The organism is Flavicella sp. IMCC45537, from assembly GCF_057197705.1.
The window spans coordinates 802,020-822,077 of record NZ_CM170067.1; the positions used below are offsets into that span (position 1 = coordinate 802,020).

A 20,058-nucleotide genomic window follows, 5' to 3' on the forward strand; every position below is an offset into this window, starting at 1 on the left:
ACACCGTATAAAATTAATGTGGGTTTTTATGGTTTAGCCCAAAGTTTTGGTTTATTTATAAAGTCCGCTTAAACTTATTTATCTATTTTTAGGTCGACAAAAATAAAAACATAAAATAAGTATAAGCTCAGTGGCTCGGCTGACAATCCACGGATTGTCTACCTCCCACACTAATCTTATACAAAAACGTTGGCTACTATACGAAATGAAGACAAAAATAATATTCCTTTCTATAATTCTTTGTGTTAGCATATCCTGTACAATAATGAGACAATTTAATGGATATTGGATTAATATAAAGAATGAAAGTATAGAGCACACTTTTATAGATTCAGCTCGAATGAATATTTTAAAAATTAAAGGAAATAAATATAAAATATATAGATCTGGAAAGAAAAATTCATTGACTAAAATAATGTCTAAAAATGTGTATGAAAAATTAATCTTTCATAAAAACGATAGTTTAATCATTCAAGATAAAAAATACTTGAGAACATATAGGAAACTTAATGACTCCCTTAAATTAGAGTCTTCGAAAAATTTATCATTGAAAAAAAGAGTTTTCACAATAAATAAAACATCTAACATTGACACTTTAAGGTTTTTAAATAAACGCCAAATTGAATATGTAAGTTCAAAAGGAAAATTTATTAGTGCATATAAACGAATAAAAGAAAATGGTTTCGACATCATACTTATTGATAATTTTTTTAAATCATTCGTAATAAGAAAAGTTATGGACCAAAAAATTAATATTACGACTTTATCAGATAAGAGTAAAAATTTTGAAATGAAAATAGTACAGTAGCCAACACCGTATAAAATTAATGTGGGTTTTTAGGCTAACTCCAAAGTTTTGGTTTATTTATAAAGTCCGCTTAAACTTATTTATCTATTTTTAGGTCGACAAAGATAAAAACACAAAATAAGTATAAGCTCAGTGGCTCGGTAGACAATTCACGAATTGTCAAACTCCCACACTAATCTTATACAAAAACGTTACCTGTAATTACCGTGAAAAAAGAAAAACTCATTGTTGGAATAACTGTTGGATACATGCTTAAAGTTATGAAATCCATTGAAGAAGAGATATCATACAAACGAGAATTCGCATCAATAAGACATGGGAATTTTCCTTTATTTATTTCCTATATAGAAAAGCCTATACCTGAAATGGTGATTTGGGACAAAGGTGAAATAAAAGTAAATCCAGAACCCGAAGAAAATAATTTTGATTTTATTGGATTATTTATGGCTGGTCCGTCAATGAAGGAATTTTATAATAAATGCGTGGAGCAATATGGGGTTATTATTGATAACGACATCTCAGATGAAGTTTTTTATAAACTAGCGTTATTTGAAATTTCTATTCGAATTCATGCAAATAATTTCCAAACATTAAAAATAGATGAAACGTTTCAAGATATAATTTCCAATCTTGGTAATTATATGAATTTAGAGCAAGAAGAAATAGATACTCTCCAAAAAGGAAGAAAATTATTAAATATAGTAAAACATGGTGAAAAAAATAATTATTCTTGGGAACAAGGAATAATAGATTTTGAAGAAGCTTACCAACTAACATTAGACAAAAAAATAACAACTATATAAACAAGATTAAATCTAAAAACAACTAAATTGGAATACACTAACATATTATTGTCTTTATTTCTAATTCTACATGGTCTATACTCTTTGTATGCAAGTTATAAGGGGAAAAAATCAATCCATTTCGAATTGCCTAGCACAACGTATTTATCAGAGAAAATATTTGGAAAACATTTTGACAAATGGCATAATTTTTTTTGGGGAATTGTTGAATTAATATTAGGAGTCGGATTATTGTTATTATATATCGAAACTTAAAACTACAGGTAACACCGTATAAAATTAATGTGGGTTTTTATGGTTTTCTCAAAGTTTTGGTTTATTTATAAAGTCCGCTTAAACTTATTTATCTATTTTTAGGTCGACAAAAATAAAAACACAAAATAAGTATAAGCTCAGTGACTCGGCTGACAAAATAAAGTTTGTCTACCTCCCACACTAATCTTATACAAAAACGTTACCTGCAAGCTGAAAAAATCCAACCACACAAAACAAAGAGTGCCGAAAAAGGCACACATTGTTTTTCTCCCACATAAAATTGGAAATCCAACAAAAAATCTTAAATTTGTCAAAAAATGACAAGTCTTATGAAAACCACATTTGGAGAATACATAAGGAAGTTAAGATTAGAAAACAATCTTACACTTACTCAATTAGCGGCTAAACTAAACTTAGATTCTGCAAACCTGAGTAAAATAGAGAATAACAAAAGAGATTTTGACGAAAAAAGGATTCCTTTATTGTCTGAAATATTTAAGTTAGATATTGAAGAACTTACAAATGAATATGTATCAGATAAAATCGGTAAAACAATTTATGAATATGATTGCTCTAAACAACTATTAAAAGTTGCGGAAGAAAAAGCAGAATATAGAAGAACCATTAAAGAAAAAGCATTATGAAGATAGTATCGTTTTTTGCAGGAGCAGGAGGTCTTGACCTTGGATTTGAAAAAGCAGGGTTTAATGTTATTTGGGCTAATGAATATGACAAAGAGATTTGGGAAACATATGAAAAGAACCATAAAAATACAATTTTAGACAAAAGAAGTATCGTCAACATTCCTGCCAATGAAGTACCAGAATGTGATGGTATTATTGGCGGACCTCCTTGTCAAAGTTGGAGTGAAGCTGGTGCAGCAAGAGGTATAAAAGATAAAAGAGGTCAATTATTTTACGATTTTATACGAATTTTAGAAGAAAAACAGCCAAAATTTTTTCTTGCAGAAAATGTAAGTGGAATGCTGATTTCAAAGCACACAGAAGCCTTAGAAGGAATAAAAGAAATGTTCAAGAACACAGGAATAGGATATGAACTTTCTTTTCAAATGTTAAATTCTTGTAATTATAATGTCCCACAAGACAGAAAACGTGTTTTCTTTATCGGAATAAGAAAAGATTTAGGTTTTAAATACCAATTTCCTACAGAAACATTTCCTAAAATTGATTTAGAAACAGCCATTAGTGATTTAAAAGAAGGTGTATTACCTGCACAAGAGTACAATAATACAAATGGAGATGAATGCAGTAAGCCAAATCACGAATATATGATTGGTAGTTTTTCTTCGATATATATGTCAAGAAACAGAGTAAGAGCTTGGGACGAGCAATCATTTACCATTCAAGCAGGAGGAAGACACGCTCCTATTCATCCACAAGCTCCAAAAATGAAATTTATTGAAAAAAATAAAAGAGTTTTCGTACCTGGAAAAGAAGATTTATATAGACGTCTAAGTGTAAGAGAATGTGCAAGGATTCAAACGTTTCCTGATAACTTTATTTTTCATTATAAAAAAATTGCAGCAGGTTATAAAATGATTGGAAATGCTGTTCCAGTAAATATGGCAAAGTTTTTAGCGGAAAGTATTAAAAAACAACTTAAAGCAAATGAACTTATTAAAAAAGTAAAGAAAACAGAAAAAACAATAAAAAAAGAACTTCATACAGTATGACCAATATTTTAGACGCAATATTCAATATCATTTCGTTTCCTGAAACAAAATTGAAAACATTTTATTCAGGAAGGAATAGAGCAAATAGTATGGGAGATGCTCTTGAAAATTACATAAAAGATTCATTTGCAAATACACTTCAGATAGAAGATGAAAAAGAAAGAATGAAAGTTTTTAATCAGGAATTTTCTTGGTTAGGTTCTCAAAACAACCCACCTGATATAATGATAAAAGGAGGAGATGCAATTGAAGTTAAGAAAACACAAAGTGCTGGTAGTAGTTTAGCATTAAATAGTTCTTATCCGAAAGCAAACATTCACTCAGATAGTCCAATGATTACAAAGGAATGTAAAGAATGTGAAAGCTGGACAGTAAAAGACTTGATTTATTGTGTTGGACACACAACTGATGTAGAATTAAAATCTTTGTGGTTAGTATATGGAAATATTTATGCCGCTAAACACGAGACATATCAAAGAATTAAAAATACAATTTCAGATGGAATAAAAACAATTCCTGATGTTGTATTTTCTGAGACAAAAGAGCTTGGTAGAGTTAACCAAGTCGACCCTTTAGGAATAACAAACCTAAGAATTAGAGGAATGTGGCAAATTGAAAACCCAAGAAAAGTATTTAATTATCTGCATACAACAGGAGAAAGTGAATTTGAAGTAATTTGTATAATACCGACTGAGAAATATCAATCATTTCCAGAAAAAAGTAGAATTAAAGTCGAGTCAATTAGCATTAAAGGATTTTCAATTGAAGATGTTGAAGTGAAAAACCCAAATAATCCTGCTAAATTAATAAACTGTAAACTAATAAAATATTTAAAATAGCCAACGCAAGTTCAAGCACATTTAAAGTTTGCTCGTGCCTCACAAATTTAAAAGAGCTTTCACGCCAACGCTAGCAAGTTTGTGGAAATAAAGCCAGCAGGTAACAATGTATATAAAAAATAGGGCGAAATTGCTTAAACGAAAGCTTGTGCTTATTGATGAAGTCCACCATATTTTTAATTTGTATTTTAGAAAACGAAAAGATAAAAATAAAATGAAAAATATGGCTCAGTGTATTAGTAAAAATAAGTTTTTATCAACCGCCCTACTTTTCATATACTTAACGTTGTACATAATGCAAAACGAAGCTCATCGATTCAATAAAACAATGAAAGAAAAACTAAATTATTTATTATTAACAACTTTGATTTTAATGAATATTTCGTGTAAAAATGAAAAGAAAAGCAATGTTATAAATTTAGAGAATAAAACTGAATTGATAACTGATTCTGTAGAAGCTTCTAATGAATTAGAAAATTCGGAGAATAAAAAAATAATTACAATTTCGGAATATAATACTGACAATTCAAAAATTGAAAATATTAAACGGCCAGAAAATACAATTATTCGGAATTTAACAGTTGACACAACTAAAGTATTCGGAATTTGGACTAAAGACCCAAATGGACCTCACGCAGACTTTTGGTTGACTAAAAAATCATTTTATGTAGTGGATTATGATGGAGATGGAGCAATGCCATATATTTTGGACAAAAATGAAATCACGATATTTTACAATGACTTTATTCAAAAAGGAATAATAACTTCAACCGAAAATAATATTCTGAAAATAAAGTGGTCAGATATTGATAAAGAAACTAAATATGTAAAATTTGAAAACTGAAAAAGCACTATGTACAACACCGTATAAAGTTAATGTGGGTTTTTATTTCTTTCCCAAAGTTTTAGGCTTATTTACTGTGTCACTTATGCTTATTTAAGTGTTTTTAGGTCGACTAAGATAAAAACACAAAATAAGTATAAGCTTAGTGCTAGGCCGATAATCATCCGATTATCAACTCCCACACTAATCTTATACAAAAACGTTGGCAACAATTTAAGAAATGACGAAATACATCAAAATATTAGTTCTGTTTTTAACTTTATCTGCTTGCGGACAAAATGCAACCGAAATGAAAACACCAGAAAATGCGAATGAAATGTTTGCGGAATTTCTCGCAAAGAAAAAATTTGTAGAAGAAATTTTTTATCCCGGAATTGCGGACGAAAAAATGCGACCAGTTTTTACGAAAAAAATAAATCAAATTGGAAATGATTTTAAATCTGTTGCGGAATCGGAAAAACCAACTGATAAAAAATATCAAGAAAAAATCGGAATTGGACTTTCGAGGTTTTCGAAAATTTATCTGGAATTAGATACTGAAGACCGAGAAAGAGTTTGTTCATATATTGAGGAATTAATGGACATTGTCGAATTGGAAAGTTCGAATGGACAATTAAATAAATTTATGTACGGATTTGACCCGAACAATTTCAAGAAAGAGAATTAAAATGTCTAATAAAAGAAAAGGTCAATTAACAACAGACTCTGAATGGCGAAAACATTTGAGAAAAATTGGAAAACGTTTCTTTTGGAAAGGAGAGCGTTTAGCCGAAAAGAAAATGATTGATAAGGAATTAGAAAAAAAAGAATAAAAACTGTAGCCAACACCGTATAAAATTAATGTGAGTTTTTATTGTTTAGCCTAAAGTTTTGGTTTATTTATAAAGTCCGCTTAAACTTATTTATCTATTTTTAGGTCGACAAGATAAAAACATAAAACAAGTATAAGCTCAGTGGCTCGGCTGATAATTCACGAATTATCTACCTCCCACACTAATCTTATACAAAAACGTTGCCCACAATTATGAAAAACGTCTTTTCGATAATAATTTCACTACTGATTGGACATTCTGTTTTTGGGCAGAAAACGCCAATATCATTCGTGAATAATGGAAGAGTAAAAGATAGTTCTTCAACCGGAATTGATTGGGATGAACGGATTAGCGAAATAACTCTTACATCACAAACCGAATTTGAATTTCGGAGTTTCCCAATGCCTTCAAGTTGCCTGACTTGGAGAGAATACAATGGAACTTGGAAAAAGAAAAATGACACACTTATTTTTTCTGACCATTATGAAGTTGTAGAAGAAGATGCACGATTTACATTCTCTACCAAAAATAAGAGTAAACAATTTCAACTTGATTTTAAAACAGACAAAAACTCAAAATTATCTGAAAAAAATATTGAAATTCAATTCGTTTACGATTATAATGCGAACCTAAAGGATATTAAGCGCAAAATGGAATTAGATAATAATTTTAGTTTAAAAATTCATTTCAATGACATTCCTAACCTGAAAAAATTAGCATCAATTAGATATGAATATTTTCTACCAAATGGTGAAAAAAGATATGGTTATATAACAGAAAATCAAACTGTAAATAAAAAAGAAAGTGACCTTCCAAATCAAATCGGAATTATACTAGTTGAGAAACCCGAAAAAGAAATTATTTACAGAGTTACAAAAGCGATTTTAATACATGATAAAATCAAAATAATCTCGAAAGAGAAAAGTAAATCTGATTTACTCGATTATACTGGAGAAATTAAATTTAAAGAGTTTTATGAAAAACTGAAGACAGAATAACTGCGGGCAACACCGTATAAAATTAATGTGGGTTTTTATGGTTTTCCTAAAGTTTTGGTTTAATTATAAAGTCCGCTTAAACTTATTTATCTATTTTTAGGTCGACAAAGATAAAAACACAAAATAAGTCTAAGCTTGTGGCTCGGCGGACAAAATAAAGTTTGTCTACCTCCCACACTAATCTTATACAAAAACGTTGGTAACAATGCTCTAAAAATGAAAATACCGTTTTTTAACACTAAAAACTCTACAGAATTAACTTTTGAAAAGTTGACTGAATTATTACATTCCAATAACCTGAAAAAACTTCAAAAGAAAAAGCAAAACGGAATTGACTTTAAAGTAACTGATTCTTATTACGGGAAAAACATACTCGAATACTACATCGAAAACGAGAAAGATTTAGATTATGATAAATTCGAAATTATTAATTTTTTCTCTGATTGCGGAATTGAAATAAATCATAAAGGAAATAAAAGAGCCGATGAAAATTCAGCGTTACATTTATCTGTTTATAATAAGGATTTAAATTTGATAAAAATTCTTCTAAGTCTAAATGCAGATATTGAAATCCAAGATAAATATGGAAACTCACCTTTGCTTAGAGCTGTTATGAATTATCGCGGAGAAAAAGAATTGAAAGAGATTATTATATTCTTAATTGGATTTGGAGCTTCTTTAGAACAGAAAAACTATCATGATGTTTCAGCTAAAGATCATATTTTGAATATTGGGGGTGGAATTGATGCAGGGTTTAACAATAAAGAATTGGATTTACGAGAAATAATGTAAACACAGTTACCAACACCGCATAAAGTTAATGTGGGTTTTTATGGTTTGCCCAAAGTTCTGTGTCTTTTTATTGTGTCACTTATACTTATTTAGTTATTTTTAGGTCGACTAAGATAAAAACAAAAAATAAGTATAAGCTCAGTGCTAGGCCGATAATCTAACGATTATCAACTCCCACACTAACCTTATGCAAAAACGTTGTGGCGCATAGCCGAGAACCGAAGTGCAATTGAACAATGAAAACAAGCTTGATAACATTAGGAATTATAATTGGCATAATCGGATTGATTTTTCTAATCTTTGTGTTTGGTGCCTATAATCGTAGACCAAAATTCAATAACAAGGGGTTTACTATTCTTGAGAAAACGCTTTTGAAAGTTTTTACTTCAATGTTTGACCCTAAATTGGCTGATAAGTTCAAAAAGCAGATTGACTATTTCGAGAATAAACGCAAATGGAGACAATATTGGGAAAAAAGTATGTCAATTGAACTATACGGAGACCAAGAACTATCAGCTGACTTGAAATACCCACGGAAAGACGAAAGCAAAATCGCAACGATTCGATTTAAGGTAAATGAAGAAAAATACAGCATTGAATTTGATTCTTACGATGGTCGGATTTGGGGGTGGAAAATTAGACCCAATCCTAAACAGATTCAGAAAATTGATACAGTTGAAGTAACAAGCAAGAAGATTAATAATGACCCAAATGAAAAAATTGAAATAAGGGTTAAAAAAACGGAAAGCAAACCGATTCCTGATTTTGGTGGAGTGATTGGAGAAATTGTGAAAGTAAAACCAATTGATAAAGCATATAATCCGCTGATTCCTGAACAGATTGAGATATTCAAGCAAAAAATTGACTCAAGATTACCAGATGGATATTTAAATATCATTGAGCAGGCCGAAGGGTTGGAATTCGAGGATTTTAGAATTTCTGGGATATCGGAAATTCAAAGGACAGGACTTGATGATGGAGATTATTTTCATTTGGTGGAATTCGATGATGGAGTGGTTACGACAAAAGAAAATGACATAAACGGAGAGCTTTACTTTTGCCATTATTCAGGTGGATTAATTGATGAATTAGGAACCGATTTTAATAAAGTACTGCTTGATAAAATATAAACTACGACGCCACAACACCGTATAAAATTAATGTGGGTATTTATGGCTTAATTCAAAGGTTTGTGTCTCTTTACTATGTCACTTCTACTTATTTAAGTATTTTTAGGTCGACAAATATAAAAACACATAATAAGTATAAGCTCAGTGGCTCGGTTGACAAAATAAAGCTTGTCTACCTCCCACACTAATCTTATACAAAAACGTTGGCATAAATTTAGAAATGACATTTTGACGATATGAAACTAAATAAATACTTAATACTAATAATTTTAATACTTTCTCTGTTATCCTGTGATAATCAACCTGAATGTTCTAGTAATGAAACTGTCAAGAGTGTAATAAAGTTATCTGAAAATATTTTAATTAGTAAAATAGCCTCGAACAAATATGTAGAATTAAACTCTGATATTGACCTGCATGAACACCCAGAAGAAATTTTATTTTTAATGGTTGAATCAAAAAATACTGAAATGGAAATTTTGAAGGAATTAAACGAAGGTATAAAAAAGGATTCTCAGTATGCTGAATTAATAAGTGAAGCTAAATCCGAATATAAAAATCAATACTTAAATCCAAAATTGACTAATATTAGAATCACTGAAATTCAAAAAGACATAAAAAAATGTTCATGTGAGGCGAACTTAAAAATTGAAAACGGAGATATAAAAGAGCTTCTTTATACTGTCCAGATAAACGAAAGTAATCACTCTTACATAGAAGTTCAATTCAAAAAAAACTCCTTAAACAAACAATAAAACTTATGCCAACACCGTATAAAATTAATGTGGGTTTTTATGGTTTTCCTAAAGTTTTGGTTTATTTATAAAGTCCGCTTAAACTTATTTATCTATTTTTAGGTCGACAAGATAAAAACACAAAATAAGTATAAGCTCAGTGGCTCGGCTGACAAAATAAAGTTTGTCTTCCTCCCACACTAATCTTATACAAAAACGTTGTAAAGCATAAAAACTAACGACAAAAACTATATTCAATTCGAAATTTCTTATTTTTGTTTTAAATATTTTAAGTATGGATATACAAGCTGAAAAATTAGAATTAATGAAGTTGTTACTTAATACAGACAACCCTACAATTCTTGAGTCTATAAAGAATGTTTTTAGAAGAGATAAAACATCAGATTTTTGGGATGAACTTAGTCAAGAACAAAAAGAAGAAATCAACATTGCTGATTTAGAAATAAGTCGTGGTGAAACAGTTAACTATGATTCTTTTATTGCTTCTCATAGATAATGGAGAAAACAGTTATTATATCAAAAACAGCAAAGAAAAAACTTGAAAAACAATTTGAGTATCTTCTTGAAAACTGGAATCCTAAAGTTAAGTCCGACTTTATTAAAAAGTTAGATCGAAATATAAACCTAATAAAGTCTAATCCTGAAAGCTTTCCTGAATCTGAAAAGAAAAAAGGAATGCATAAATGTGTAATTACGAAACACACCTCTCTTTTTTATAGATATTCAATTAAGACTATAACAATTGTTACACTTTTTGATACTAGACAAAACCCTAAAAAATTAAAAGGCGAATTATAAATACAAAAAACGCATTACAACACCGGCTATAATAAATTGCTACACTCCTATTCGCAGTCAAAATTATTTTTCTAAATTACGGTCTTATAAAAGCTATGAAACTCTAGGTACGCAGTTTTAAAACACTCATAATGTTTTGGCTCAAGTACTGGTCGGTTCGGTTCGCCAAAACAGGTCGTTTTAAAAATGCCAACCGCAACTTATCATAGCCAAAAACGTTGGGCAACACGGCGGACTTTATACAAAAGTCCTACTCACAGTTTATTAGAAGTTATTTAGTTGCATTCCCCAGTACCGAAAATTTACTCTGAAAATATTCTAGAATTATTAAACCCCCTTGATTTTTAGTTTCTTACGGAGTGAATATTTCACAAAAGAATATTCCTTATAAGATTGTACGAATTATCATTTCTTGTGAAAAAATCATGAATTATTGAATAGAGTGAATGCTCAACACGAATGAGAATTTTTACGCAGGAAAATAATCAGACTTTTATCTACTTGCGGAATGAAAATATGTATCTGGAAATATTTTTTATCATGAAAACGAAAACTTTGTAAACACGAAAGAATTCTTACTCAGTACGAAACTAAGCTGTGTGTCCGCAATGCCCAACACCGTATAAATCCAATGTGGGCATTTCAATAAAACTGAAAATTTATTCTTATTTAAAACGTCCGCTTAAACTTATTCCCTATTTTTAAACTCAAATTAAAAAATGAAAAAGTTTAAGCTCAGTGCTCGGCTGAAAATCCGCGGATTTTAATCCTCCCACACTGCCCTTATACAAAACCGTTGGGCAACATTAAGTGAAAATTCTGCTACAAAATATAATTCTAGGATTAATTTTAGTTTCTTGTAATAACCAAGAGATTAAAATATCTCTGCCAAAAATAAAAGATTCAATACCTCAGACGAAATCATTGATTTCTACAAAACAAATGTTAGAAGGAGGTTACTTGTTAATTGGATTTACACAAAATGGAAAAGATTTTAAAATCCAGAATTTGGATAAAAAAGATGACGAATATTTATTGAAATATTTTAAGTTTTTAGATTCAACAGAAAATAATCAAATATTAGATTTTGAGGAAATTATTGAGATAGAAGAATCTTCTAAACAGTTAGTAAAACCGAGAGTTCTTGAGGTAATTGAAAGAGAATACACTAAAAACAATAATTTAAAAATATATGTAGATACTACCCAAATTTTAAATTTACCTGACTACACAGATAACTTAAAATTAAATAGAAAAATAAAATCAGGAACGGGTGATATTATTGAATATTCTAATTCCATTAAAGAATCATACTCTAAATATTATTTACCTTCAGAAAAACAAAAACAAGCATATCCCTTATTAATTTATAACAAAACAGATTCAATTATTCCAATCGAGACAAAAGAAGGTTGGATTTATATGATACAGGAAGCTAAAGACAAACATGGAAAATGGAAACCTATTGAGTATTTTAATCCTCATACTTTCTGTGGAAATAGTTTTGGATTCAATAATTTGTTACCCAATCACTTTGTGATTTCTAAAATTTATAAATACTCGGGAGATTTTAAAACTAAGATTAGAATTAAATTCACAACTAATAAAAATGTATATTATTCTAACGAATTTATCGGTGAAATAAATTTAGAACAATTTGAATTACCTAATCAGTTAAGAAAAATTCCGATTAATAAGAGACATTATTATTTTTTCAACAACCGAAAGAAATAAACGTAGCCCAACACCGTATAAAATTAATGTGGGTTTTTATGGTTTTCCTAAAGTTTTGGTTTATTTATTAAGTCCGCTTAAACTTAATTATCTATTTTTAGGTCGACAAAGAAAAAAACACAAAGTAAGTATAAGCTCAGTGGCTCGGCTGACAAAATAAAGTTTGTCTACCTCCCACACTAATCTTATACAAAAACGTTGTGTATCACGGTGGAATTTCCGCTGAAATTCTAACTCACAGTATATTTCTGAAAATCATAATGCGCTTCCGAGCACGGAAAATTTTGGTTGAAAATTATTTTTTTATATAACTTAGATTTTCTTTCGGAATTCACAATATGAATCGCAACTCAAATCTGAAAAAAACACTCTGAATTATCACTCAACTCTGAAAAGTTATACTCCGAATGTTTACTCAATTCTGAATACATATACTTTGAATTATTTGCACAAAACAAAGCGACTCTCCTACTCTGAAAATATACTTGCGACTTAAAGTTTTATGCACAACCTAAAAATATTTTTAATAAGAATCTGTTCTACAATTAACAAAAAAGAAAAATGGTACGAACGAATTGCCACTCAGACGAAAACTCACTGTGAGTCCGCAAAACACAACACCGCATAAAGCCAATGTGGGAAATAGAAAAAAATGAAAATTATTTATTATTTAAAAACGTTCGCTTAAACTTATTCCCTATTTTTAATCACAAATTAAAAAATAAAAAAGTTTAAGCTAAGTGTTAGGTTGAAAATTCACGGATTTAAAAACCCCACACTGCCCTTATGCAAAACCGTTGGGTGCAATTAAAAATTTGACTTTTATACCAATTTTAGGTAACTTTGAATAAATTTATTTAAAATGGGAAAAAACACATCAATATCACTCGGAAATTACTTTGACGGATTTGTTCAAAATCGTGTTTCAGAAGGTCGATTCAAAAATGTTAGTGAAGTAATTAGAGCTGGTCTAAGATTACTTGAGGAAGAAGAATCTAAAGTTATCGCTTTGAGAAATTCTATCCAAGAAGGAATTAACAGCGGAATTGCCCACGATTTTAATCCTGAAAATCATCTGAAATCTTTAAAAGCTAAAAGATTATCGAATGACTAAATATTACTTAACGAACAAAGCTGTTGAGGATTTAACTAATATTTGGAATTATACTCTTGAGGAATGGTCTGAATCACAAGCTGACAATTATTACGAAATGTTGATTTCTAGTTGTCAAGAAATTGCCAAGAATCCAATGTTCGGAAAATCTTATGAAAATGTTACTCCTGACTTACTTGGAGTAAAAGCAAATAGACATATTATTTTTTATAGAAAAATCTCGGACGATAAAATTGAAATAACAAGAATATTACACGGAAGAATGGATTTAAAAAGACGGATTAAGGATTAAAAAAACTGCACCCAACACCGTATAAAATTAATGTGGGTTTTTATGGTTTTCCCAAAGTTTTTGTTTATTTATAAAGTCCGCTTAAACTTATTTATCTATTTTTAGGTCGACAAGATAAAAACACAAAATAAGTATAAGCTCAGTGGATCGGCTGACAAAATAAAGTTTGTCTACCTCCCACACTAATCTTATACAAAAACGTTGGCAGCAACTCGAGAACCGAAACTATAAAAATTTAATATTAAAAATTTTATTAATATGATTGGAGGATTAATTTTTCAAGTAATAGGAGCCACAACAGTATGGGCTTGCAAAGGTTTTAAAGGCAATTTCAATGATGAAATGGCTGGTCCAGAAGACAGAGGTTGGAAAAGATATCGAAACATTATTATTTCAATAATAATAGCATTATTAGCTATTGAATCATTCGATCATTAGCACAAACGACTTGACAAGGTTACTGAATTCTAATCTCTCTTTACATATTGAGTTTATATTATCAAAAAGCTAGAATCAGATAATTTGAATAATTCTGCAAAATTTAAAGAAAATAAACGCAGCGGCCAACACCGTATAAAATTAATGTGGGATTTTATTGTTTTCCCAAAGTTTTGGTTTATTTATAAAGTCCGCTTAAACTTATTTATCTATTTTTAGATCGACAAGATAAAAACATAAAATAAGTATAAGCTCAGTGGCTCGGCTGACAAAATAAAGTTTGTCTTCCTCCCACACTAATCTTATACAAAACCGTTGGCAAAAAGCAAAAAAAAAGATTTTACCGATAAAAAACAGTTGCAAAATTAGATTTTTGTATTTTTGAATAAATAATTTTATTATGGACATACAAGGTAGAAAGCTAGAGTTTATAGAAGAATTTATAAAAATTCAGAGTGAAGAAGCGTTAGCACGTTTTGAAAAACTTTTGAAAAAAGAAAAAACAGTTGAATTAAAACCTTTTTCTATTCAAGAATTAAACAATCGCATTGATAAATCTGAAAATGATTTTAGTAATAACAGATTCAAAACAAACTCTGAAATAATAGCTAAATATCAATAATGAATTATAAAATTATTTGGTCTAACTTTTCTGAAAAACAATTGGATGAAATTTTTATTTACTATTCCAAGAAAGTAAACAAAAGAACCGCTAAGAAAATAATAAAACAAATATTATCAGAAGCAATAATTCTTGAAACAACTCCTTTTGTCGGACAAATTGAAAATTTATTAACTGAGAGAAAAATATCATACAGATATTTAATTTGCAATAATTACAAAATTATTTATTCAATTGACGAAAATGAAAATCTGATAAAAATTTCAGACGTTTTTGACACTAGACAGAACCCGATTAAAATTACTAGAACTGAATAAAATGCCATTAGCCAACACCGGCTATAATAAATTGCTTCACTCCTATAAGCGTTTAAAATTTTATTTCTAAATTACGGTCTTATAAAAGCTATGAAACTCAAGGTACGCAGTTTTAAAACACTCACAATGTTTTGGCTCAAGTACTGGACTGTTCGGTTCGCCAAAACGGGTCGTTTTAAAAATGCCAACCGCAACTTATCATAGCCAAAAACGTTAGGCATTATTACCGCCGAAAAATCAGAATAAAACAACAATATCTTTTATTATCATAATATATACATATGTGGATTGCTAGAAAAAATGATTGGAATGAGTCACATACAGATTTAACAAAATACTTTATTGAAAAAATAAAACAGCGTGTTGATTACGAAGAAACTATATCTAATCGCCACAGAACAACAAATGGCTACACACTTGTTGCAGAAATTATCGAAGTGGCAATTCTTACTCAAAAAAGAATAAAGTCAATCCACAGGCTGCTTAGTTTAATTAACGAGGCTAATTCAGAAATATTAAGTTCTAGTTTAAAAAACGATTTTATATTACAAAAGTATCACTCAGATATTATTGAATATTACAAAAGTTTAAATATTAAAAAAATTAGAGAAAACGGTAACGCTCTTTTAGAACTAATTAACAAATCAAAAATTCATTTTTTAAGATTAAAAAAAGAGTATTATACAATCATACTCTTAGAAGTTAAAAAAATAGATTTTAAATCGGAAGAATTTAATAGGAATGCAATTCATATTGATTCTTTAATTGAGTCACTAATTCCATACCTTCTCCATATTGGATATTCCGTTACAAGTATTAGTGATATTTCATATTTAAACGTAAAAAGAGATAACGCCATTAAAAGCCCTTGGAGGATTATTAAAAAATTCTCTAATTCTGTTGGGAAATATTGTTTTTTAATTAAAGTTGAGTCCAAATACAAAGAAATAGATTCTATTTTAAATTATTTAAAATCTAGAAATATTGAATATAAAACAGTGACTAAGAAAGAAATTTCTAATTTTCTATTTAGCGACTTTCAAATTTTAGATTCAGAGGTTTTATATTTAATTAAACATTCAACTTTAGACCCCCATAATTATTTGAGAAACATATATGAAATGGGTTTGAAGAATTATGTATCTACAAAAGATAGATTTAGTTTACATTTCTTTACTGATTTCTTTGATAGAGTATATTGGAAATTTGATAATTCTACTCATATTTTTCAAAAATCGAATATAGCTTTAGACCCCATAAATGTACCTAAAAGAAAAAGCACATTATTTGAGACATTAGAAACTGTAAAACGTTCTTATGATTTTGAATTTGATTCTGAAATCGGTTTACCTAATATTAAAGAAATAAGAGATTCTTTGTATTATTATAATCTAGCTTTAGGTTCAAAATCTATTGAAAATTCATTATCGTTATTATGGACATCATTGGAAACACTATTACCTTACCGTTTAAAATCAAACGATATCGAAAATGTACAACATTTTGTATCAAAATCACTTAGTATAGGTTCATTAGGTAGAGAGATAACTTCTTTTGCTGTTCGTTATAAAGACACAAACTGGAATAACGACAACTGTTTTAAAGATTTAGAAATACTAACATCTTATATTAATTATAAGCCTGAAGGTATTGTGAAATGGATTTTATGGTTATCAACTGAGTTTGAGTCTAATAATGATCCTTATTATATTCTCAAAGAAAACTCAAATTTATTATGTCAAAAATTCTGCTTTTTAAATGATACTTTTTCAGGAAAAAACGAGAAAACAGTTGAATATTGGCTCAATAAAATTCAAAATTCACAAACATCTATCAAACATCAACTAGACAGAATTTACCTACATAGAAATCAAATTGTACACTCTGGTAAATTCATAAATGAATACTCCAATCTATGGAATCATTTAGAATGGTATGTAGGGAAATTACTTTCATTTGCAGTAATTAAGTATTTTGAAATACCAGACAAAACAAAATTTAATAAAGTGGACATATTCATGCAACTAGAAGCAAATGTAGACTCACTAACACATTTGTTGGAAAAGAATAAGGATAAAAAAATAAAAGATATTCCTTTTGCATTCACAGCAATTTGTAATGAATCTTGGCAGTTCTTTTAATAAATAACAATGCCTAACACCGTATAAAATTAATGTGGGTTTTTATGATTTTCCCAAAGTTTTGGTTTATTTATAAAGTCCGCTTAAACTTATTTAAGTATTTTTAGGTCGACAAGATAAAAACACAAAATAAGTATAAGCTTCTGGCTCGGCTGACAAAATAAAGTTTGTCTTCCTCCCACACTAATCTTATACAAAAACGTTAGGCATAATTAAAAAAAATGAGAAAATCAATTGCATTTTTATTGATAATAATATTTTCAACTACACAAATTACTTCACAAAATTCGGAGGAACAATGGGACACTTATATGGCAACATATGAAAATGAAAAACCTGGTTCTACTACATTAAGAATGGATTTAATCAATTCTACACCAATAAAAGAATATGATTTTGTTTTGGTTACTGGATTAACTTATGACACTTCAAAAGAAAACGGATTTCCAGAAAATGAGACTTTTAGTATTTTACACAAAGTTGCTGATGAACTAATTGAAATAATACAAAAAGAAACGGAATTTATTCTAGTTGGTTCGTTTATGTATAACAATGAAAGACTTGAATATTTCTATATTAAAGAACAAAAAAATATTATTTCAAAAATTGAGAATTTTTACAAAACTAATTATCCTGAATATAAATTTTACTTGAATTTAAAAGAAGATAAGGAATGGAAATATTATAGAGATTTCTTGTATCCAAACGAGGAAACCAGAAATTATATGGCTGACCAATCTGTATTACGAAATTTGGAGAATGCAGGAGACAATTTAACGAAATCAAGAAGAGTTGATTATTGGCTTTATTTTTCAAAAGAATCTGATATGAATAAATGTAAAGCGGATTTAGAAAAGTCAAATTTCAAGGTTCAAAACGCTGGAATTAATAAAGAAACGAACCTTCCATTTGAATTACAAATTTGGAGAATAGACAATGTGAATATTGATTCAATTTATCCAATTACGTCAGATTTAAGAAAAAGAGCGAAGAAATTTAATGGAGAATATGATGGATGGGAAACTTCGATTAAAAAGGAATAAAACTATGCCTAACAACGTATAAGTTTAATGTGGGTTTTATGGTTTATCCCAAAGTTTTGGTTTATTTATAAAGTCCGCTTAAACTTATTTATCTATTTTTAGGTCGACAAGATAAAAACAAGAAATAAGTATAAGCTCAGTGGCTCGGCTGACAAAATAAAGTTTGTCTACCTCCCACACTAATCTTATACAAAAACGTTGGCAAAAATTTCTTAAGAATGACAGATAGAAAAACATTATTGATAGAGGTATTAAAAACAAGATATAACTCGAAAGAAATAAGTGATTTCTTAAATTATAGATTAAATAAACACGATTTAGAATTCTTAAAAACTGTTATTACGGAAACGCTAAGAATGATTCCTCCAGACGCATACAATTGCGGAAATTTAAGCGCTCTTTTAGGCGCAATAATTATTGACAATTCTGAGATTAAAGCAAATATCATTACTGGTCATCTTGATTATAATGGAAAACGACTTTTTAATTGTAAAAATAATATCCCAACTAATAGTACTGACGAAATATGGAGTGGTCATTGCTGGATCGAATTGGCTGGTTATATTTTAGATATCTCTATTTTTAGAACGGTCTATTATACAGAAAATTTCCCTGAACTTATCAAAAATGAAATAATTAATAAATACGGTACAGGCAGAGGATCTTTAATGATACCTGTTGAATCTTGCGAGGATTATGGATTTACTTATACACCATGCTTTATATTAAGTGAGCAACAGATTAATGGTCTTGTATCAGGAACCAAAGAAAAATACTTGAGTAAAAACTAAAGCCAACATCAGCTCAAAAAAAGCTTTGCTCAGTTATAGGCTGACAATTTAATATTTGTCAAGCTCCACTTTTCTCTTAGCAAACACGTTAGAAAAACACCTATGAAAATAAGAAAATTCTTAGAAAGCCTAACACCCGAAGAAATTATAGACAAAAACGAACAACAAAATAAAGAGAACGATTTGTTTTTTTAAGAATTTAAAGATGCTCATGAAAAAAAATGTTGTGTCTTATGTGGTAATAAAATAGATTATTTTTCAGAAGATGAAACTTGTTACCATTGGTTTTTAATGCCTACTGGAATTAAAAAAAAACATTTCAAAAATTATCTATCTGAACCTATAGGTTTTGGAAAGTTAGAAAGTTATTTTAGATGGGTTGCAACATTAGAAAGTCCTTTAAAAAACATTAATGACTTATCTGACGAAAAATCGAATACCAAACTAAAAGAAATCACAATAAAATATAAGAATATAGAATGGTCTTTAAACTTTGGGAAAAGTGATTTAAACGGTCATAAAGATTCCAATCACGGAAAACTACCGCATTTTCATTTACAAATGTTAGTGGACAATAGACCATTTATAAGATTCAATGATTATCACATTCCATTTTCTAAAGAAGACCTTTTTAACTTTCAAATGATAGAAGAGGCTTCTGATTTAATTGGATTTGAACATGGAATAGCGGAAGGAATGTCTATTATTGAAGACAATGAAAATTTAATAGAACTTGATAAAGTAATGACACTTTCTGAAGATGAAAATAACGCTACTTTTAATACCACTTCCATGTTTCAAATGCCAGAAGGAAAAACCATGAATGGTGAAGACCTTGAAAATTACATTAAGGAGAGTAAGAAAACTAAAACACCTTTACGAAAAATCATAAAAGAAAAGATACCCGAAATAAAAATAGTTACAGAAATTAGACCTGGAAATTCAGTGCCAGAAATGAAAAAACGAACTTCAAGAAAATAACTTTTGCCAACACCGTATATAAAAAATTGCTGTACTTCTACTCTGTTGAAAAATTCGT

At 29.1% G+C, this 20,058-nt stretch carries 25 protein-coding genes; all 25 read left to right on the forward strand.

Annotated features, from left to right (window positions below; genetic code table 11):
- Positions 1 to 340: 340 nt before the first annotated feature.
- The 25 genes from AC2DGP_RS03675 to AC2DGP_RS03795 all read left to right on the forward strand — a co-directional run bounded on the left by AC2DGP_RS03675 (position 341) and on the right by AC2DGP_RS03795 (position 20,000).
- Positions 341 to 808 (forward strand): hypothetical protein, encoded by a 468-nt coding sequence (locus AC2DGP_RS03675; RefSeq protein ID WP_484491678.1) that lies wholly within the window; start codon positions 341 to 343, stop codon positions 806 to 808.
- A gap of 206 nt (positions 809 to 1,014) precedes the next feature.
- The gene (locus AC2DGP_RS03680) at positions 1,015 to 1,611 is read left to right on the forward strand and encodes a hypothetical protein (RefSeq protein ID WP_484491679.1); all 597 of its coding nucleotides are present in this window, start codon (positions 1,015 to 1,017) and stop codon (positions 1,609 to 1,611) included.
- A 27-nt stretch (positions 1,612 to 1,638) separates the two neighbouring features.
- On the forward strand, positions 1,639 to 1,866 hold the full coding sequence (locus AC2DGP_RS03685; RefSeq protein WP_484491680.1) for a hypothetical protein: 228 nt from the start codon (positions 1,639 to 1,641) through the stop codon (positions 1,864 to 1,866).
- A 329-nt stretch (positions 1,867 to 2,195) separates the two neighbouring features.
- Positions 2,196 to 2,510 (forward strand): helix-turn-helix domain-containing protein, encoded by a 315-nt coding sequence (locus tag AC2DGP_RS03690; RefSeq protein WP_484491681.1) that lies wholly within the window; start codon positions 2,196 to 2,198, stop codon positions 2,508 to 2,510.
- Positions 2,507 to 3,559 carry a DNA cytosine methyltransferase gene (locus AC2DGP_RS03695; protein ID WP_484491682.1) on the forward strand — a complete coding sequence of 351 codons (1,053 nt, stop codon included), beginning with the start codon at positions 2,507 to 2,509 and terminating at the stop codon, positions 3,557 to 3,559. The genes AC2DGP_RS03690 and AC2DGP_RS03695 overlap by 4 nt, the downstream gene beginning before the upstream one ends.
- On the forward strand, positions 3,556 to 4,398 hold the full coding sequence (locus tag AC2DGP_RS03700) for an NgoPII family restriction endonuclease (RefSeq protein WP_484491683.1): 843 nt from the start codon (positions 3,556 to 3,558) through the stop codon (positions 4,396 to 4,398). Before AC2DGP_RS03695 ends, AC2DGP_RS03700 begins: the two co-directional genes overlap by 4 nt.
- A 328-nt stretch (positions 4,399 to 4,726) precedes the next feature.
- Entirely contained in the window at positions 4,727 to 5,242 is a 516-nt protein-coding gene (locus tag AC2DGP_RS03705; RefSeq protein ID WP_484491684.1) for a hypothetical protein, read from the forward strand.
- A 220-nt stretch (positions 5,243 to 5,462) separates the two neighbouring features.
- A complete protein-coding gene (locus AC2DGP_RS03710) occupies positions 5,463 to 5,909 on the forward strand; it encodes a DUF4844 domain-containing protein (RefSeq protein ID WP_484491685.1) in 447 nt (148 codons plus the stop codon).
- A 1-nt stretch (position 5,910) separates the two neighbouring features.
- Complete coding sequence (locus AC2DGP_RS03715) at positions 5,911 to 6,054, forward strand: hypothetical protein (RefSeq protein ID WP_484491686.1); 144 nt, start codon at positions 5,911 to 5,913, stop codon at positions 6,052 to 6,054.
- A 212-nt stretch (positions 6,055 to 6,266) separates the two neighbouring features.
- Positions 6,267 to 7,052, forward strand: a complete 786-nt coding sequence (locus tag AC2DGP_RS03720) for a hypothetical protein (RefSeq protein ID WP_484491687.1) — start codon at positions 6,267 to 6,269, stop codon at positions 7,050 to 7,052.
- 216 nt (positions 7,053 to 7,268) lie between these two features.
- A complete protein-coding gene (locus AC2DGP_RS03725) occupies positions 7,269 to 7,844 on the forward strand; it encodes an ankyrin repeat domain-containing protein (RefSeq protein WP_484491688.1) in 576 nt (191 codons plus the stop codon).
- Positions 7,845 to 8,080: 236 nt separating this feature from the next.
- On the forward strand, positions 8,081 to 8,974 hold the full coding sequence (locus AC2DGP_RS03730) for a hypothetical protein (RefSeq protein ID WP_484491689.1): 894 nt from the start codon (positions 8,081 to 8,083) through the stop codon (positions 8,972 to 8,974).
- 236 nt (positions 8,975 to 9,210) lie between these two features.
- Positions 9,211 to 9,729: a hypothetical protein gene (locus AC2DGP_RS03735; RefSeq protein ID WP_484491690.1), complete on the forward strand. Its 519-nt coding sequence runs from the start codon at positions 9,211 to 9,213 to the stop codon at positions 9,727 to 9,729.
- A gap of 274 nt (positions 9,730 to 10,003) precedes the next feature.
- The gene (locus tag AC2DGP_RS03740; RefSeq protein ID WP_484491650.1) at positions 10,004 to 10,225 is read left to right on the forward strand and encodes a hypothetical protein; all 222 of its coding nucleotides are present in this window, start codon (positions 10,004 to 10,006) and stop codon (positions 10,223 to 10,225) included.
- The gene (locus AC2DGP_RS03745; RefSeq protein ID WP_484491651.1) at positions 10,225 to 10,527 is read left to right on the forward strand and encodes a type II toxin-antitoxin system RelE/ParE family toxin; all 303 of its coding nucleotides are present in this window, start codon (positions 10,225 to 10,227) and stop codon (positions 10,525 to 10,527) included. Before AC2DGP_RS03740 ends, AC2DGP_RS03745 begins: the two co-directional genes overlap by 1 nt.
- An 810-nt stretch (positions 10,528 to 11,337) precedes the next feature.
- Positions 11,338 to 12,261 carry a hypothetical protein gene (locus AC2DGP_RS03750; RefSeq protein ID WP_484491691.1) on the forward strand — a complete coding sequence of 308 codons (924 nt, stop codon included), beginning with the start codon at positions 11,338 to 11,340 and terminating at the stop codon, positions 12,259 to 12,261.
- A gap of 862 nt (positions 12,262 to 13,123) precedes the next feature.
- A complete protein-coding gene (locus tag AC2DGP_RS03755; RefSeq protein WP_484491692.1) occupies positions 13,124 to 13,375 on the forward strand; it encodes a type II toxin-antitoxin system ParD family antitoxin in 252 nt (83 codons plus the stop codon).
- Positions 13,368 to 13,667 carry a type II toxin-antitoxin system RelE/ParE family toxin gene (locus AC2DGP_RS03760; protein ID WP_484491693.1) on the forward strand — a complete coding sequence of 100 codons (300 nt, stop codon included), beginning with the start codon at positions 13,368 to 13,370 and terminating at the stop codon, positions 13,665 to 13,667. Before AC2DGP_RS03755 ends, AC2DGP_RS03760 begins: the two co-directional genes overlap by 8 nt.
- A 258-nt stretch (positions 13,668 to 13,925) precedes the next feature.
- Positions 13,926 to 14,105: a hypothetical protein gene (locus AC2DGP_RS03765; RefSeq protein WP_484491694.1), complete on the forward strand. Its 180-nt coding sequence runs from the start codon at positions 13,926 to 13,928 to the stop codon at positions 14,103 to 14,105.
- 400 nt (positions 14,106 to 14,505) lie between these two features.
- Entirely contained in the window at positions 14,506 to 14,727 is a 222-nt protein-coding gene (locus AC2DGP_RS03770; RefSeq protein ID WP_484491695.1) for a hypothetical protein, read from the forward strand.
- Entirely contained in the window at positions 14,727 to 15,044 is a 318-nt protein-coding gene (locus AC2DGP_RS03775; protein WP_484491696.1) for a type II toxin-antitoxin system RelE/ParE family toxin, read from the forward strand. Before AC2DGP_RS03770 ends, AC2DGP_RS03775 begins: the two co-directional genes overlap by 1 nt.
- A gap of 281 nt (positions 15,045 to 15,325) precedes the next feature.
- Positions 15,326 to 17,185, forward strand: a complete 1,860-nt coding sequence (locus tag AC2DGP_RS03780) for a hypothetical protein (protein WP_484491697.1) — start codon at positions 15,326 to 15,328, stop codon at positions 17,183 to 17,185.
- A gap of 221 nt (positions 17,186 to 17,406) precedes the next feature.
- A complete protein-coding gene (locus tag AC2DGP_RS03785) occupies positions 17,407 to 18,228 on the forward strand; it encodes a DUF695 domain-containing protein (protein WP_484491698.1) in 822 nt (273 codons plus the stop codon).
- A gap of 218 nt (positions 18,229 to 18,446) precedes the next feature.
- Positions 18,447 to 19,019, forward strand: a complete 573-nt coding sequence (locus tag AC2DGP_RS03790; protein ID WP_484491699.1) for a hypothetical protein — start codon at positions 18,447 to 18,449, stop codon at positions 19,017 to 19,019.
- Positions 19,020 to 19,310: 291 nt separating this feature from the next.
- On the forward strand, positions 19,311 to 20,000 hold the full coding sequence (locus AC2DGP_RS03795) for a hypothetical protein (protein ID WP_484491700.1): 690 nt from the start codon (positions 19,311 to 19,313) through the stop codon (positions 19,998 to 20,000).
- Positions 20,001 to 20,058 lie beyond the last annotated feature (58 nt).